General features: G+C 72.6%; 10 protein-coding genes. All 10 read right to left on the reverse strand.

What is annotated here, in order from left to right:
• Positions 1-31 precede the first annotated feature (31 nt).
• The gene (locus tag AC3EUV_RS03650; protein WP_432145701.1) at positions 32-913 is read right to left on the reverse strand and encodes a universal stress protein; all 882 of its coding nucleotides are present in this window, start codon (positions 911-913) and stop codon (positions 32-34) included.
• 177 nt (positions 914-1,090) lie between these two features.
• Complete coding sequence (locus AC3EUV_RS03655) at positions 1,091-2,359, reverse strand: sugar ABC transporter permease (protein ID WP_432145700.1); 1,269 nt, start codon at positions 2,357-2,359, stop codon at positions 1,091-1,093.
• A complete protein-coding gene (locus AC3EUV_RS03660; protein WP_432145699.1) occupies positions 2,356-3,165 on the reverse strand; it encodes an ATP-binding cassette domain-containing protein in 810 nt (269 codons plus the stop codon). The genes AC3EUV_RS03655 and AC3EUV_RS03660 overlap by 4 nt, the downstream gene beginning before the upstream one ends.
• Positions 3,166-3,176: 11 nt before the next feature.
• A complete protein-coding gene (locus AC3EUV_RS03665; protein ID WP_432145698.1) occupies positions 3,177-4,277 on the reverse strand; it encodes a substrate-binding domain-containing protein in 1,101 nt (366 codons plus the stop codon).
• 1 nt (position 4,278) lies between these two features.
• Entirely contained in the window at positions 4,279-6,816 is a 2,538-nt protein-coding gene (locus AC3EUV_RS03670; RefSeq protein ID WP_432145697.1) for a SpoIIE family protein phosphatase, read from the reverse strand.
• A 127-nt stretch (positions 6,817-6,943) separates the two neighbouring features.
• Positions 6,944-10,351 carry an SAV_2336 N-terminal domain-related protein gene (locus AC3EUV_RS03675; RefSeq protein WP_435602129.1) on the reverse strand — a complete coding sequence of 1,136 codons (3,408 nt, stop codon included), beginning with the start codon at positions 10,349-10,351 and terminating at the stop codon, positions 6,944-6,946.
• Positions 10,352-10,354: 3 nt separating this feature from the next.
• The gene (locus tag AC3EUV_RS03680; protein WP_432145695.1) at positions 10,355-11,308 is read right to left on the reverse strand and encodes an AAA family ATPase; all 954 of its coding nucleotides are present in this window, start codon (positions 11,306-11,308) and stop codon (positions 10,355-10,357) included.
• Positions 11,305-13,443, reverse strand: coding sequence for a VMAP-C domain-containing protein (locus AC3EUV_RS03685; protein WP_435602130.1), 2,139 nt, complete (start codon positions 13,441-13,443; stop codon positions 11,305-11,307). The genes AC3EUV_RS03680 and AC3EUV_RS03685 overlap by 4 nt, the downstream gene beginning before the upstream one ends.
• The gene (locus AC3EUV_RS03690) at positions 13,443-13,823 is read right to left on the reverse strand and encodes a CU044_2847 family protein (RefSeq protein WP_432145693.1); all 381 of its coding nucleotides are present in this window, start codon (positions 13,821-13,823) and stop codon (positions 13,443-13,445) included. The genes AC3EUV_RS03685 and AC3EUV_RS03690 overlap by 1 nt, the downstream gene beginning before the upstream one ends.
• 75 nt (positions 13,824-13,898) lie before the next feature.
• Entirely contained in the window at positions 13,899-15,563 is a 1,665-nt protein-coding gene (locus AC3EUV_RS03695) for an FAD-binding oxidoreductase (protein WP_432145692.1), read from the reverse strand.
• Between the last annotated feature and the right edge of the window lie 143 nt (positions 15,564-15,706).

Below are 15,706 nucleotides of genomic sequence, written 5' to 3' on the forward strand. Positions count from 1 at the left end.
GTCACGGACCGTGGCGCACGCTGCCGTGCGGTCATTCATGGGGCACGACGGCCACCGGACACGGAGCGTGGTGGACGACCGCCTGCACGACATGGCCGATCTTGGGCCCCGGCAGCCGGTGGCGGTGCCGGTCCCGGTGCCGGCGCCCGACGACGAGCAGCCCCGCGTCCGCGGCACTGTGCAGCAGCGCCGGCGCCGGGCTCTCCAGCACCACCCGGTCGTCCACCCGCACGTCCGGGAACTTCTCGCGCCAGGTCTCCAGGGCGGCGGCCAGATCCTCCCGCGCGTCCTGCGCCGCCTGCTCGGCGGCGATCGGCTCCACCCCGCCGCCGCGGTTGTAGGCGTACGAGGGCAGGTGCCTGCCATGGATGGCGCGCAGGGTGACGCCCCGCCGTGCCGCGCTGGCGAAGGCGAAGGCGAGCAGCGCCTCGCACGGCTCATGGAGGCTCAGCGCCACCATCACCTCGCCGGCTCCCTCGTTCGCCGTGGAGTCCTGCCGGGCGCGTACCAGGACGGTGGGGCAGTTGGTGTGCACCACGAGCTGGAGACCGAGCTCACCGAGCGCATAGCGTGCTATCGGCCCCAGATCCCGGGAGCCGAGGACCAGCAGATCCGACTGTTCCGCGGCCTCGTGCAGGGCGTCCAGCGGGTCCTTGGCCACCAGCACCTCGTCCACCGGAAGGTCCGGGAAGCGTGCGCGGGCCGTCGCGGCGGCCTCGTCCATCATCCGGTGGGTCCAGTAGTTCTGGTCCTGTCCGGCCTCGGGGTGGGACCTGGGCTCCGGCGCGAGCAGCACCCAGGCGTGCAGCAGCCGCAGCCGCGCATGACGCAGCCGGGCCTCCTCGGCCGCCCAGCGGATCGCGGACAGGGACTCGGGCGTACCGTCCACACCGGCGGTGATGACATCCTTCATGGCTCGCTCCGTTCCTGCGCGCTCGGCGCGTGCGCGCCCACACCTCAAGGGTGCTCGGCCCGGTCCGCACCGGCATGAGCCACTCGGCCCCCATCCCGCCGCCAGAGGACCGCGCGGCCGCTGCCCGGCGCCTTCCGTGCCGTACCGCGGCCCGGACGCCCGCCGTCGCGGCGCGCGTCAGAGCCGTCCGTGCGCCCGTTGAGCCCGCCGCGACAGCGAGTCGATGACCACGGCGATGAGCAGCACACCACCCGTGATCATGAACTGCACGGCGGTCTGGATGCCCATGAGCGCCACGCCCGAGGCGATCGACTGGATCACCAGGACACCGAGCAGCGCCGACCAGGTCCGGCCCCGTCCGCCGAACAGACTGGTGCCGCCGATGACCGCCGCGGCGATGACGTCCATCAGCAACAGGCCCGCCCCCGAGGTCTGGCTGGCCGAGGTGACGCGCGAGGCCAGGAACAGACCGCCGACCGCCGCCATCGTGCCGGACATCATGAAGACCGAGATACGGACCAGATCCACGTTGAGGCCGGTGCGGCGGGACGCCTCGACACTGCCGCCGAGCGCGAAGATCATGCGTCCGTAGCGCGTGCGGCGCAGCACATAGTCGAGGCCGACCAGCACGACCAGGAAGATCAACAGGGCCAGGGGGAGGCCCAGGAACTGGTTGAGGACGAATGCCGAGGCCATCGCGATCGCCGCCAGCACGCCGGTGCGCAGCAGGATCTCGCTCAGCGGCCGGGCGGGCACTCCGGCGGCCCGGCGCCGGCGCGCGTCATGGTACGCAGCGAGGAAGTACCCGGCGGTGCCCAGCGCCGCCAGGCCGTACGCGGCGGCCACATTGTGGAAGTAGTAGCCGGTCAGCATCGCGAGCAGGCCCTTGTCGTCGATGTTGATCGTGCCGTTGGCGCCCAGGATGTAGAGCATCAGGCCGTTCCAGCCCAGCAGGCCCGCAAGCGTGACCACGAACGCCGGTACCCCGACCTTGGCGAGGAAGAAGCCCTGCACGGCTCCGATCGCCATGCCGCCGAGCACCGCGATCAGCAGGGCGAGCCCCTCCGGCACCCCGTGGCTCACGTTCAGCACCGCGAACGCGGCCGCCGCCAGGCCGCTCACCGAGCCGACCGAGAGATCGATCTCGCCCAGCAGCAGCACGAAGACGACGCCCACCGAGATCATGCCGGTGCCGACGATGTCCACGCTCAGATTGGACAGGTTGCGCGGCGAGAGGAAGTTCTCGTTGAGGCTCTCGAAGATGATCCACACCACGATCAGGCCGAGCGCGACCGGGACCGAGCCGAGCTCACCGCTGTGGAATCTGCGCTTGAGGATCTCCAGGGGGTTCTGTGCGCCGAACTCGGGCGTGAGCCGGCGCCGGTCGGCAGCGGTGACCGCTGCGCCGGCCGCCTTGTGCTTCCGCAGCGCCCAGGTCCGGCTCATGGCTCCGCCTCCCACTCCGGTGCCTTGCGGCGGGTCACGGCGTTGTCCGTGGCGCCGGTGATCGAGGAGATGATCTGTTCGTGGGAGGTGGTCGTCACATCGAAGAACCCGTTGTTCCGGCCCAGCCGCAATACGGCGATCCAGTCCGCGACGGCCTTGATGTCCCCCATGTTGTGGCTGATGAGGAGCACGCCGAGGCCGCGCTCACGCAGCTGGTCGACGAGGTCGAGGACCTGCGCGGTCTGTTCGATGCCCAGGGAGGCGGTGGGCTCGTCGAGGAGGACGAGCCGGGGTTCGCCGAGGAGTGAGCGGGAGATCGCGACGGTCTGGCGCTGGCCGCCGGAGAGCGAGGCGACCGGGAGGCGGACGTCGGGCATCCGGATGGCCAGCCGGTCCAGCAGGTCGAGGGTCAGGCGCTCCATCTCCACCTCGTCGAGGACACCGCCCCGGTGGATCTCCCGGCCGAGGAAGAGATTGCCGACCACATCGAGGTTGTCGCAGAGTGCGAGGTCCTGGTAGACGGTGGCGATGCCCAGGTCCTGGGCGTCGTGCGGGCGGGTGATCGGGGCGGGCTGCCCGTCCCACTGGATCTCGCCCCCGTCGGCGGGGTCGACCCCGGCGATCACCTTGATCAGGGTGGATTTGCCGGCACCGTTGTCGCCCACGAGAGCGACGACCTGACCGGCGCGGACCTCCAGATCGACATCGGCCAGGGCCTGGACGGCGCCATACCGCTTGAAGATGCCGTGCAGCGCCAGCAGGGGCGGTGCCGGCCTCGGCCGCCGGAGGGTTGCGCCGGACTCCATGGCTGCCTGCCTTACCTGAGGAGCCCCGCCTTCTTGCAGGCGGACTCGAATTTGGGGGTACAGATCTGATCAATCGTGTACATGCCGTCCTTGATCACGGTGTTCTTGATGTTGTGCACATTCACGGAGATCGGCGTGAGCAGCACGGCCGGGATGCCGCGGTGGGTGGGGCTGTTGACCGTGTGCGTCGTGATGCCCTTGAGCTTCTCGCCGCGGCCCAGCGCGACGGCCATCGCGGCGGCGGTGCCGGCCTCGGGCGCGAACGGCTTGTAGACGGTCATGGTCTGATCGCCCTTGACGATGCGCTGTATGGCGGCGAGTTCGGCGTCCTGGCCGGTGATGGGCGGCAGCGGACTGACCTTGGCGGCCTGAAGAGCGGCGATGATGCCGGCGGCCAGTCCGTCATTGGCGGAGTAGATGCCGTCGATATGGTCCGCGCCGAGCGCCGAAATGGCGGCGGCCATATTGCGGTTGGCGTTCTCCGGCCGCCAGTCGCCGGTCTCGTAAGCCTTCCCGATCTTCACCTTGCCCTTGAGCGCGGCGAGCGCACCCTGCTTGAACCAGGCGGAGTTGGGGTCCGTCGCCCCGCCGTTCATCATGACGATCTGGGCATCGCGCGCCTTGGGGCCGAGCGCCTTGAGCAGCGCCTCCCCCTGAAGCCGGCCGACCGTCGCGCCGTTGAAGGAGACATACGCGGACACCGGCCCCTCGACGAGGCGGTCATAGGCGACCACCGGAATCCCGGCCCGCCGCGCGCTCTCGACCGACGAACGGAGCGACTTGGAGTCGACGGCGTCCAGGATCAGCACCTGCACCCGCTTGGTGATCATCGCGTCCATCTGCTGCTGCTGAGTGGCCACATCGTGCTGTGCGCTGACGGTCTCCACCGTGCACTTGGGGCACAGCCGGTGGATGTTCTGCTCGATCAGCGGCTTGTCGAAGTGGTAGAGGCGCGAGGTGTTGTCCGGGAGCAGCACCCCGATTTTCGGGGCGCCGCCGGCGGCGGACCCGTTCGGCTCCCGTGCCCCGCCGGCCTCCCCACAGGCGACCGGACCGGCCACCAGACACACTCCGACCAGGACGGCAGCGGCACCACGCAGGCGAGCACGCATCTCAGCGCACCTCCTCACCGTTCTGCGGGCCGTCCGTGGCGTCCGGTGTCTGCGCGCCCAGCCGCTCGCCCGGCTCCAGGGTGATCTCGCTCCACACCTGCTTGCCGCCGCTCAGCGGCACCGAGCCCCAGGACGCCGACATCGCCTCGACGAGCAGCAGCCCGCGGCCACCGGTCGACTCCCAGTCCACGCTCGCCGGCTTGACGGGGGCACGCGGCGAAGCATCGTTCACCCCGATCCGCAGCCGGTCCGCGGCCAGCGTCAGATCCAGCCGTACTTCGCCCTGGGTGTGCGCGATGGCATTGGTGACCAGCTCGGACACCACCAGCAGGGCCACGTCCTGCTCCGCCGTCACGCCCCAGGACCGCAGGGTGCGCCCGGTGAAGCGCCGGGCGTGCATCACGGCATCCGGGAGCCGCCACACCGTCCAGCGGACCCGGGTCGGGCGCACCCGCATCCCGTCGTAGCGCAGCACCAGCAGCGCCACATCGTCGTCGCGCCGCTTGGCGCCCCCGAGCAGCGCATCGGCGAGCTGGCCGGCATCGGCCGGATCGGCCGCGGCCAGCGCCGCCCGCACCCGGCGGATGCCGTCCTCCAGCGGGAGGGTGGCCGACTCGGCCAGGCCGTCCGTGAGCAGGGCGAGCACGGTGCCGGGGGCCAGGCCCACCTCGGTCAGCGGGAACTCCCCGTCCGCGGCCACCCCCAGCGGAGGGCCGCCCTCGACCGACAGTTCCTCGGTGCTGCCGTCGGGGAGCCGCAGCAGCGGCGGCAGATGCCCGGCCCGGACGAACCAGGCGATGCCCTCCTCCATGTCCAGGTCCACATAGCAGCAGGTGGCGAACAGATCGGTCTCCATGCCGAGGAGCAGCCGGTTGGCATGGGCGATCACCACATCGGGCGGGTGGCCCTCCACCGCGTAGGCCCTGATGGCCGTGCGCATCTGCCCCATGATCGTGGCGGCGCCGGCGCTGTGCCCTTCCACATCGCCGATGACGAGCGCGACATGGCCGTCGGCGAGCGGAATGACGTCATACCAGTCGCCGCCCACCTCCAGCCCCATCGTGGCGGGCAGATAGCGGGCGACGGCCACCCCGCCGGGCAGCGACGGCAGCTTGCGGGGCAGCAGGCTGCGCTGGAGCATCGTGGCGAGCTCGTGCCCCGCGTCCAGCGCGTGGGCGCGCACCAGGGCCTGCCCCACCAGGCCCGCGGTCGCGGTCAGCAAGGACCGCTCCTCCGGCCCGAAGTGGTGCTCCTCGTCCCAGCCGATCAGGCACACCCCGACGATCCGGCCCTCGGCCGGCAGCGGCAGCACGGCGAGCCCGCCGGGCCCGATGCCCGCAAGATCGGGTTCGAGCTCCGCCGCCGGCGGCCACAGGGCGACATGCCCGGCGCGCAGCACGCTCTCCAGCGTGGGCATCGACTGGCAGGCCGCATCGGGCCACTCGGAGCGCCATTCGGACCGCCACGCGGCGGGCCACGCCGCGGGCTCCGGCGGGTCGAGCACGGACACCACGATCCGGTCGGCCTCCAGCTCGGCCACCGCCACCCGCTGGGCCGCCAGCGGTGCCCGCAGCGCGGCGACCACCACCCGGCTGACGTCCCGGATCGTCGTGGCACCGGCCAGTGCGGCCGACAGCCGCTGCACGATGGAGACCTCGTCGGCGGTGGGCCGCAGATACGAGGCGTCGGCGACCACGCCCAGCATCCGCGTCGGGGCGCCGTCGGCGTCGACCAGCACCCGGCAGCGCAGGCTCAGCCAGTGCAGCTCGCCATTGGGCCGGCGAATACGGATCGACAGCTGCTGGCCGGCGGCCGGCAGCCCGCCCGGCTCCACGATCGACATCAGCGCCGGCACATCGTCCGGCACGGTGCGCTCCAGCAGCGTCTCCACCCGCCGGTCGAACTCCTCCGGACTGATGCCGAACAGCTCCAGCACCTGGGCGTCCGCGTCCATCCGCCCGGTGCGCAGGACCAGCGTGAAGGCGCCGCCCCGCAGGGTGTCCAGCCCGGGGCCCAGCAGGGAGCGGCGCTCCGTCCGCGCCATGACCCGGGCCGCGACGGCCTCCAGCCCCGCGGCCACCTGGTCGGCGTGCAGCTCCAGGAGCTGGCGACGGTCCGGATCGAAGGCATCGGTGGCCTTGTCCATCACCACCAGACACCCCAGCCGCCGGACCGTCCCGCCCAGGGGCAGCACGCACAACGAGACATCGGCCGGGGGTTTCCCGGCACCGTCCCAGGCGTCCGCGCCGGGGCTGTCCGCGGTCCCGCTGAGGTCGTACTCCGCGAGCTCCGCCGGGCTCAGCCACAGCGGGTCGCCGGTGCGGAAGGCCGCGGCCACCGGAGAGTTGCCGGACAGCGGATAGCTCGTCGGCAACCCGTAGGGGACGCCGGAGCCTCCGACCATCTCGGCCAGCTGAAGAACGCCGTCCCCTTCGGCCGGCACATAGACGGCGGTCAGCTCAGCCCCGGTAGACCCAAGGACTCGTGCGGTCACTGCCTGCACCGCCTCCGTACGCCGGAAGCCGTCGTCATAAGCCACGGTCGCCGTATCCGCCCTCGGGGGCCAGGGCGTCCACCCCGCCACCGCCTCATCGGATATGTCGTGAATTACCGTCTTCCCTCCATGGTGCGGCACGCAGGGAGCCGGGAGCTAGTCGGCGCCGCGGTCACGGTGTGTGATCGGGGAAGTCCTCCGCCAGCAGCACGGCGAGGTCGAGGAACGCGTCCTGCGTACGGGACCGCAGCCGGGCGAGATCGATGTCCCGCTGGCTGTCGAGGCGGTAGTCGAAGGGGAGGAACACCATCCCGCCCGGATGGCCGCGGAACTGCTCGGCGAAGTCGTCCCGCCGGGCCGGCCGGTCCGGTCCCGGAAGGCCGGTGACCGCGAGCACGGCACGCTCCGCCAGCTCCGGGTAACCGCGCCTCGCGAGACGGGTCAGCAGCGCCTGTGTCTGCCCCATGCCGCGCTCGGTCATCCGGGTCACGACGACCAGACGGTGCGTCATCGAAAGGGCCGTGTCGGTGACGCTCTCCGTCCGCAGATGGGCCCAGTCCGCGAGGACGACGGAGAAGTGCCGGCTCAGCAACTCCATCAGCCGGCGGTACTCCTCCTCGTACACCGGAACCGGCGTGGTGCGGCCCAGGCCGTGGGTGAGCGCCCGCAGCCCTGCCGGGCCGTTCAGCGTGTGGCGCAGCACCGCCTCGTAGCTGTCGGCCGCGGGCAGCGTACGCAGCAGATTGTGGCGCAGGCCGGCGGTGCCGCCGCGGTTCAGCCGGGCGGCCAGCTCGCCGACCGCGTGGCCGGCGTCGAGCGCGATCACCCGCCCGCCGCGCGCGGCGGCCAGCAGCGCCCCCAGGGCGACCGTGACGGTGCTCCGGCCGACCTCGCCGTCGACGCCGACGACGGTCGTCCGGTAGCTGAACCGCAGCCGGGCCCGGATCAGTTCCAGCTTCCGCTGCTGCTCCGGCCCCATCCGCCGCCGCCCCAGCCGGGGCGCCGGAGCGCCGCCCCGCGACGGCCCGGCCGCCGCCGCGTCGGGCGCCGCGGTGCCGTCGTCCAGCGGGATCTGCGGCCCCGGACGGAACGAGTAGTGCGCGGCGCTCCGGGGGCCGTCCGTCTCACCGGCCTCGCCGCCGCCCGTCCGCAGCTCCGTCGCCATCGGCACGTAACGGGCGAACGCCTCGGCGACCTCACCGGCGGTCGGGCGGCGGCCCGGGTCCTCGGACAGACACGCCGTGACGATCTCGCGCAACGGCCGCCAGGTGTCGCCCTGCCACAGCGCCATGTCGCTCTCCGCGGACACCGGGACATGGTGCTTGTCCCCGAGCCGGCGCAGGATCTGGCCCAGGGACTCGACGTTGTCCGCCATCGTGGGGACGGCTTCCGCCCCGCGGGCCCGGAACTCCCCGTCGATGCCGCACCGGCCCAGCCCGGTCAGCATCAGCGAGCGCCCGACGACATGCACGCTCTGCGGCGTCAGTTCGGGGAGCACCAGCCCCTTGAGGTGGCACAGGTTGACGGCGCTCGCCAGATGCCATCCGTAGGCGATGGACAGCAGGGTGTCGCGGCGCAGCTGGGAGCCGGTGGCGGCCCGCAGCAGGCTGCTGAGCTGCGGTGGCGGCCCGCCCTGGTCCTTCCCGGACGGCCGGTAGAGCTGCATGGCCAGCCACGGCGGCTCATCGCGCGGGCCGGTCGCGAGCAGCAGCGGCGCGTACTGGCCGGCCATCCGCCCCAGCGCCTCCGCCTCGGTGGCGAGCATCGCCGCCGCCTCGTCCGGCGCCCCCGGCCTGATCACCCGGACCGCGGCCTCCTTGCCGTGACGGTCACGGCCCAGGTACACGAGCGAACGCGCGCCGGGCTGCCGGCCGTGCAGGGTGTACGGGCCCAGCCGGCGCGGATCGCGCGAGGTGAGGGGGCGCCAGCCGTCGGGACCCGCGGGCTCGGTGTCGTCGTCCGGCGGCGCCACCTGTACGGAGGCGCCGAGCCGGGCCATCAGCCGCCGCTCCACGGAGGAGAAGGCGCGCGAGCTGGCCGGGAGGTGGTCCATCCCGTCCGGATGCGCGAGCCAGGCGGGGAAGTCGGGGGAGCGCCCGGCCAGTTGCTCCAGCCGGCGGCCGATGTGCCGTCCGGTGCGCAGGAGTTCGGGCGTGGACACCGCGTCCAGGAGCGCCGACTTGGCCCCCTCGGGGAAGTCGAAGATCCGGTGCTGGTCCCGCAGCGGGCCGGCCACCGGCGCCTCGACGGGGTGCATCAGCCCACCCAGGAACACCTCGGCCAGATGGGCGGTGTCCGTGGACCACGGCACCGCGGACTGCACCAGCCGCATCACCGGCACGGAAGCGGGCGCCACCGCGGCGATATGCGCGGCGAGCCGGTACGCCTCGGGCGAGGCCGCCGCGCGGAAGTGCCGCACGGAGTCCGTGCCGTCGCCGGACGGGACGACGGGGCGCCCGGCCGGGGCGTGCAGCAGCGGGAGCTGGACCGTGCCGCCGGTCGAGGCGAGCAGCCGGGACCAGGCCGAGACGGGGCCCGCGGAGGTCTCCAGCACCGGCACCGGCAGCCCGTGGAACGGCGCGAGCTCGGCCGGCAGGACCGGATCGCTGACGCTCCACGAGCCCCCGGCGGCGCCGCGCCGGCGCGTCGTCACCCGCCAGCGGCCGGCCTGGATGCCGGAGCCGCCCCACAGCCGCGGCGGCAGCGCATGCAGCACCGCCACCGGCCCGTTCGCCGCCCAGCGCCCCAGCACCCGGTGCATCCGGCCGTCCCGCCAGGCGGCCCCCATACCGTCGCTCAGCAGCAGGATCAAGGTCTGGCCCGACGGGTCGGCCAGCACCGCCGGCGGCAGCGAGGTGGTGTCCGGGTCGAACGGCCGGCCGCGCAGCAGCGGGGCATCGGGCCCGCGGGTGTCCAGCCCGTGCACATGGACCATGCGGAACGCCCCGACCCGCTGCATCATCGTCCGCCACTCGACGGCGAGCCGCCGCCACAGCAGCATCGACATGCCGTCGTCCACCACGAGCGCGAGGTCGAGCCAGCGTTCGTGCCCGGGCCGCAGCACGACGTCGGGCAGCCCGCTCTCGGCCAGCGCGGCCGCCGTCGCCGCCTCGTCGAACTCCTGGATGCGGGTGGTGGCCCGGCGCTGCCGCAGCGGGCGCAGGGCGCGGCCGATGCCCAGCTCGCCGAGGAGCGCCTTGTTCTCCGGGACCCGCAGCGGGATCGCCGCGCTGGTCTTCGGCGGCAGCGGGAACTCCCGCCGGGGCGGCCGCGGCACCGTCTTGGTCTCCGGCGCGGCGTGCAGATCGCCGCCGAGGTCGTCCAGCGGCAGGACGTCAGGGGGTTCCGCTTCCGCCAGGGCCCCGTCGTCCGGCGGGGGCGGCGGCGGCTCCGGGCACGGCCCGTCGGCCACCGACCGGTGCCCGGGGCCCAACGCCCGTGCGAGCGGCGCCGATTGCGGGCCGGTCGGCAGTCGGCCGGCCAGCCAGAGCGCGTCGAGCAGGGAGTGCCGGTCCAGCTCGACTCCGGCCCCCGCGAAGACCGCGAGCACCTCCCGGAGCCGGTCCGTTCCCCCTGTCATCGCTCAGACGGTCCCGCCGAGTTGGTGCAGCACGGCGTCCAGCAGCCCGTCGGCGTCCAGATCGACGCCGCCGGCGCGCAGGAAGACGGCGTTGAGCAGCTGGTCGGTGGCGAGTTCGCCCGGACCGCGGCGCTGGAGGAACGACCGGAGCAGGTCCTCGACGCCGTCCAGCGCGCCGTCGCCGAGGTGGGCCGCCACGATGGCTCGCAGCCGCTCCTCGTCGGGGGTGGGCAGATCCAGCCGGATACAGCGGCGCAGGAACGCCGGCGGGAAGTCCCGCTCCCCGTTGCTCGTGATCACCACGACCGGGAACTCGGTGCACAGCACCTTGCCCCGCTCCACCGTGACCGGGTCCTGGGAGTCGGCCACCAGCACCTGGATCACCGACTGCGCCTCGGGCAGCCTGGCCAGCTCCGGGATCTCGAAGACGCCCTCCTCGAACACGGTCAGCAGATCGTTGGGCAGATCGACGTCCCCCTTGTCGAGCTCGTCGACGAGCAGCACCCGCGGCCGCGGGCCCGGCACCAGCGCCGTGCCCAGCGGGCCGAGGCGGACGAAGCTGCCGATGGAGGGCTCGGCCTCCCCGCGGTCCCGGCTGAGGGTGGTCTCCCGCAGCCGCCCGATGGCGTCGTAGCGGTACAGGGCGTCCTGGACGTTCGCCCGGCTGTTCACCGGCCAGCGCAGCACCTCACCGAGGTCGAGCTCATGGGCGACCGCCCGCGCGAGCGAGGACTTGCCGGTGCCGGCCGGCCCGGTGACCAGGAGCGGCCTGCGCAGATGAAGCGCGGCATTGACCACGTCGGCGTGCTCCGGAGCGATCAGATACGGCAGCGGCCCGGCGGCGCCGCGCCGCGAGCCGCCGAACCTGCGCCAGGGCGGGGCCTGCGGCAGGGTGACCCGGCGCTGGGTGCCGTCTCCCTGGAACAGCCGCCAGTCGGCGGCCGGTTCGGCGTTCATAGGAGCTCCGTGGGTTCGGAAAGCTGGAGTTCGGGCAGGGCGCGGTCGGGATCGGCCCAGGCCAGGACGGGCCTGCCCGGGTGGTCCGCGGGACGGTGCAGGGTCTTGGCGCGGTAGGAACGGACCTGTTCGGGCAGCGCACGGGCCGGGGCGTCCGCGACCTGCTGGACGGCATGCGAGACCTCGTGCGCCGGACCGCGGTCCCACAGCACGACGGGAACGCCCATGGCCAGACACACCTGGATGATCTCCATCCGGGCCCGTGCGGACACCTCGACCGACACCCGGGCGGCATCGCGCCGGTCGAGCAGCTTGCCGTACACCTCGCGCACTCCGGTGGACGGACCGGTGATGCGAAGGGGGCCGGAGGATTCCAGATGGTCCCAGCGGTGGCGCCAGTCGCTGAGAAAACGCTCATTGCGGCGCAGGAGTTCCGGACAGTGCACCACCAGGGCGTACTCCGCGCCCAGCACCCCCGGGATCAGCCCGTCCGCATCGGCGAACTCCCACTCGTCCACGGGGAGTTCGAGACAGTCACGGTCGAGGAGGACCTCGACGACCGGCCGGACGCCCTCGGGAGCGGACCGGCAGAGCCGTTCCAGGAGCTCGAGCACCGCCCCGGCCGTCTCGGCCGCGCTGTACCGGCGGCCGGTCTCGGTCGGCGCCCGGTGCGGGCCCATGCCGTCATCGGTCCACAGGCGCAGATGGAAGGCGTCCGCACCGGCCTTGACCAGATGCACCAGCAGCCTCGGCGGCCGGGTGCGCCGGCGCCGGCCGAGCGCCCATTCGTCCGCGTCGGCACGGCGCTCCCGCAGCGAGGACGCGGGGAGGCCGAGCCGGGCGGCGACACCGTCGGCCCACAGCCGCAGCCGGGCCCGCTCCGGGGCGGGACACAGCACCGCCACATATTCGATCGCCCGCAGCAGGCCGGGCACCCGAAGTTCGCCCGGCCCGGAACGGCTGTCGCCGGAGAGCTGCTCCAGCCTGCCGAGCAGCTGGGGAAACCCGGCGTCGCAGGGGAGTTCGGCGACCAGCGGCAGCGCGGCCCGTACGGCCTCCGGCAGCAGATCCATGAGCTCCTCCGGCAGCCCGGTCAGCAGGGCCAGCAGCCGGTCGTGCTCCCGCGGCGACAGCAGCCGGGGCACCGCGGACAGCTTCCCCGCCGCGATCAGCGCGGTCACGGCTCCCGGGTCCCTGGAGCGCAGCGCTTCCGTCAGCGCGGCCAGCGCCCGCTCCTCGGTCACCAGGATCCGCGCGAACTCCTCCGGAGACGGGGCGGACCCGTCCGTGGGGTGCCCGAGACCGCAGCGTTCGGCGACCGCCCTGGCGTAGTCGGCCCGGAACATCGGTGCGGGCAGCACATTCGCCAGCAGATCGGCGAGCACGGCCTGCGCGGGATCGTCGTCGCCCACCGGCCGGTCGAGCAGGGACCCGGCACCGGCCGCCCGCAGCTCCGCCTCGATCCGCTGCCACGGGATGCCCCAACTGCGGCGGGTGACATGCCGGGAGTCGTAGACCTGGTCGACGGGCGGCAGCATGCAGGCGGCGACGAGTCCCACCACCGCGCCCTCGGCCTCCGACCACAGGGGGCCGCCGCTGTAGGCGGGCCCGATCGCCATACCGGACAGCGCGCCGTCCAGATAACCGACCCGGCTGTCACAGGTCTTCACCCGGACATCGGCGTACGAGCCGCTCAGCGCGCTGCCGTGCCAGGCGCGCACGGACTGGCCCACCCGCATCTGCCGGAACTCCGGCGGAGCCGGGCAGCATAACGCGGCGCCGACCCTGAGCACCGCCAGATCGCCCGCCCACTCCAGCTCGCCGCGGCCCGGCGGACCGTCGCCCCCGTCGAGCCGCCGCGGCGGGATCCAGTGGACGGTCTGCGCCTCGTGCAGCTGCGCACCGGAGGGGCCGTGGGTCTGTACCCGCAGCGTGACCCCCTCCGGCCGGCGGTCGTCGAAGAGCTCCTTCCCGAGCGCGTCATTGACCACATGGGCGCAGGTGAGGAGGTGATGTGGCGTCAGGACCACGGCCGCGCCCGCCGCTTTGCCGTCCCCGGCATCCAGCACCGACGCCACCCGGAACCGGGGATCCGCCGGATCGTCGGTGCCCGATACGGCGCGGAACCAGCCCATTACTCCGCCCGCTGCGGCTGCCAGGTCGCCGTGATCGTCAGACTCGCATGGCCGTTGGCCCCGACGATGCCGAGCTTGAGATCCTGGCCGACCTGCACCCCGAACTGCACCGACATCTCGTGCGGCGGCCGTTCGGAGGCGGTGACCGCATCATGGATCTCCTGGAGCAGCGGCCCGAGCGGCCGCAGTGTCGTACGCATCGCCGCGACGGCACCGGCTCCGGCCGCCGCGCCGCCACGGGCCACGGGTACGGTCGGGCCCATGCCGTCCGGCAGATCGGCCTCCGGGGACTGCGCCGGGGGTGCGGCCGCGGTCACCGGGGCCAGCTCCAGGCGGACCGACGTCCCGTCGGCAAGGCTGAGTTCTGAGAGTTGGGGCACACCTCCATTGTGCCGATCAGCCGTGCTCACGGCAGCGGAACGGACGGAACGTCCCCGCGGAACGCGGTGGCGCGGTCAGCGGGTGTACGGCTGGATGGACTGGGCATGACGGAACACATTGCGCGGGTCCCAGTGCTCCTTGACCGCCTGGAGGCGCGCGTAGTTGTCGCCGTAGTACAGGCGGTGGGAGGACTCGCCGGAACGGTTCCACTCGGGGTCGTCGAGGTCGGTGTCGGGATAGTTGATGTAGCACCCGTCGGTCACCGGCTCCGGCTGCCCGTCTGCCGGCACACCGGCCGGAGCCAGGATCGGCACCCCGCCGGTGTCCCGGTAGACGTCGCGGTAGAACTCACGGATCCAGCGCAGATGCGGCGCCGCGATCGCGGGGTCGATCTCGGCGTCGAGATAGTCGGTGACCCCGTCGTGGTTGGCGTCCTGGTCCCAGCTCCAGTACGTCTGGTACTGGAGCTTGAGGACGGAACTGCGCTGATAGACCGCGGTGGCACCGCTGTCGGGGAGGTTGATCGCGCCGCCGTACGAGTCGACCTGGAGCAGCGCCTGGGGGTTGTCGTAGCCCTCGGTCGACAAGTGGTCGTAGATGGCGTCGAGTTGCGCTTCGGTGAAACCGCGCCGCATATACGCCGACTTGTACTTGCCGCACTGGTTGTCGCCGGAGCCGTTGAGGGTCTGGGTGGCGGTGAGCCAGGGCAGCCGGGTCGGCACCACCAGGCCGCTCATGGGGGCGTGCTCACCCATCCGCCGGTCCAGTGGGGTGGGCTCGACGTTCAGATCCTGGGTGATCCAGTCGAGGAAGGCGTTCAGCCGCTGCACGCTGTCCGGCCTGGTGGCGTCGAGCTGGGTGATCAGGCCGATCTTGCCGTTGGCGCGCTGGTTCAGCTTCAGCAGGGTGAACATATCGCTGTAGTCGCCGCGGAGGGAGGCCGGCAGCCGGGTGGTGTTCTCGTACTCGAAGAACAGCCCGTAGTTGCGCACCAGCGACTTCAAACGGTCCGGGTACTCCAGGAGTTCCTCCCACGGCCATGCGACGGCGTGCAGCAGGACCTGGGAGGGGGGCTCGGGCAGCCCCTTGAACCAGTACCGGGTGACCACGCCGAAGTTCCCGCCGCCCCCGCCGGTGTGGGCCCACCACAGCTCCCGCAGCTCCGGTTCGGGCGAGTCGCGGCGCGCGATCACGACCTCCGCATGCTGCCCGTCGCGGACGACGACGACCTCCACCGCGTAGAGATAGTCGACGGTCAGCCCGTGCTGCCGGGACAGCAGTCCGTAGCCCCCGCCGACCACATGGCCGCCGGCGGCGACGGAGTAACAGGAACCGCCGGGCAGCGCCACCCCGAAGGGGGCGTAGAGGTGCGTGGCGACATGCCAGTTGTTCGCCCCCGACTCCACGCAGTACGCGCCCATCTCCTGGTCCAGGTAGGCCCGGTCCAGCTGCCCCAGGTCGACGATCACGCCCACGTCGTCCCCGCAGACGAAGTTCTCGTAGCAGTGGCCGCCCGAGCGGACCGTGAGCCGCCGGTGGAGATCCTCGTCGGCACGGTGGCTCGCCAGATACTTGTTGACCGCGGCGGCGACCTCACCCGTCGAGCTGACCACCGACACATAGTCAGGTGTCGCGATGAAGCGCTGGTTGAACCCTCTCCGCAGGGCCTCGTAGCGGGCGTCGCCCTGTCGCACCTCGATCCCGCACTCGACTCCGGCCTGGATCTGATCGACAGCCATGTGACTCCTCTCGTCGCACACTCGAAACGGTGAACTGACAGCATTGCGTAACCGGTGACTACTATCCGTGACGATCGCGGGCGGTGCGAGTACTCGAAAGGCGTCACCTCGTGGATCGGGGTTGACGCTCGCCGTAGGTGCGC

The sequence above is a fragment of the Streptomyces sp. bgisy130 genome, assembly GCF_057708345.1.

Bases quoted from the DNA above. Each gene is read 5' to 3' on its own strand.
- AC3EUV_RS03650 (WP_432145701.1), bottom strand. From the start codon at position 913: ATGAAGGATGTCATCACCGCCGGTGTGGACGGTACGCCCGAGTCCCTG.
- AC3EUV_RS03655 (WP_432145700.1), bottom strand. From the start codon at position 2,359: ATGAGCCGGACCTGGGCGCTGCGGAAGCACAAGGCGGCCGGCGCAGCG.
- AC3EUV_RS03660 (WP_432145699.1), bottom strand. From the start codon at position 3,165: ATGGAGTCCGGCGCAACCCTCCGGCGGCCGAGGCCGGCACCGCCCCTG.
- AC3EUV_RS03665 (WP_432145698.1), bottom strand. From the start codon at position 4,277: ATGCGTGCTCGCCTGCGTGGTGCCGCTGCCGTCCTGGTCGGAGTGTGT.
- AC3EUV_RS03675 (WP_435602129.1), bottom strand. From the start codon at position 10,351: ATGACAGGGGGAACGGACCGGCTCCGGGAGGTGCTCGCGGTCTTCGCG.
- AC3EUV_RS03680 (WP_432145695.1), bottom strand. From the start codon at position 11,308: ATGAACGCCGAACCGGCCGCCGACTGGCGGCTGTTCCAGGGAGACGGC.
- AC3EUV_RS03685 (WP_435602130.1), bottom strand. From the start codon at position 13,443: ATGGGCTGGTTCCGCGCCGTATCGGGCACCGACGATCCGGCGGATCCC.
- AC3EUV_RS03695 (WP_432145692.1), bottom strand. From the start codon at position 15,563: ATGGCTGTCGATCAGATCCAGGCCGGAGTCGAGTGCGGGATCGAGGTG.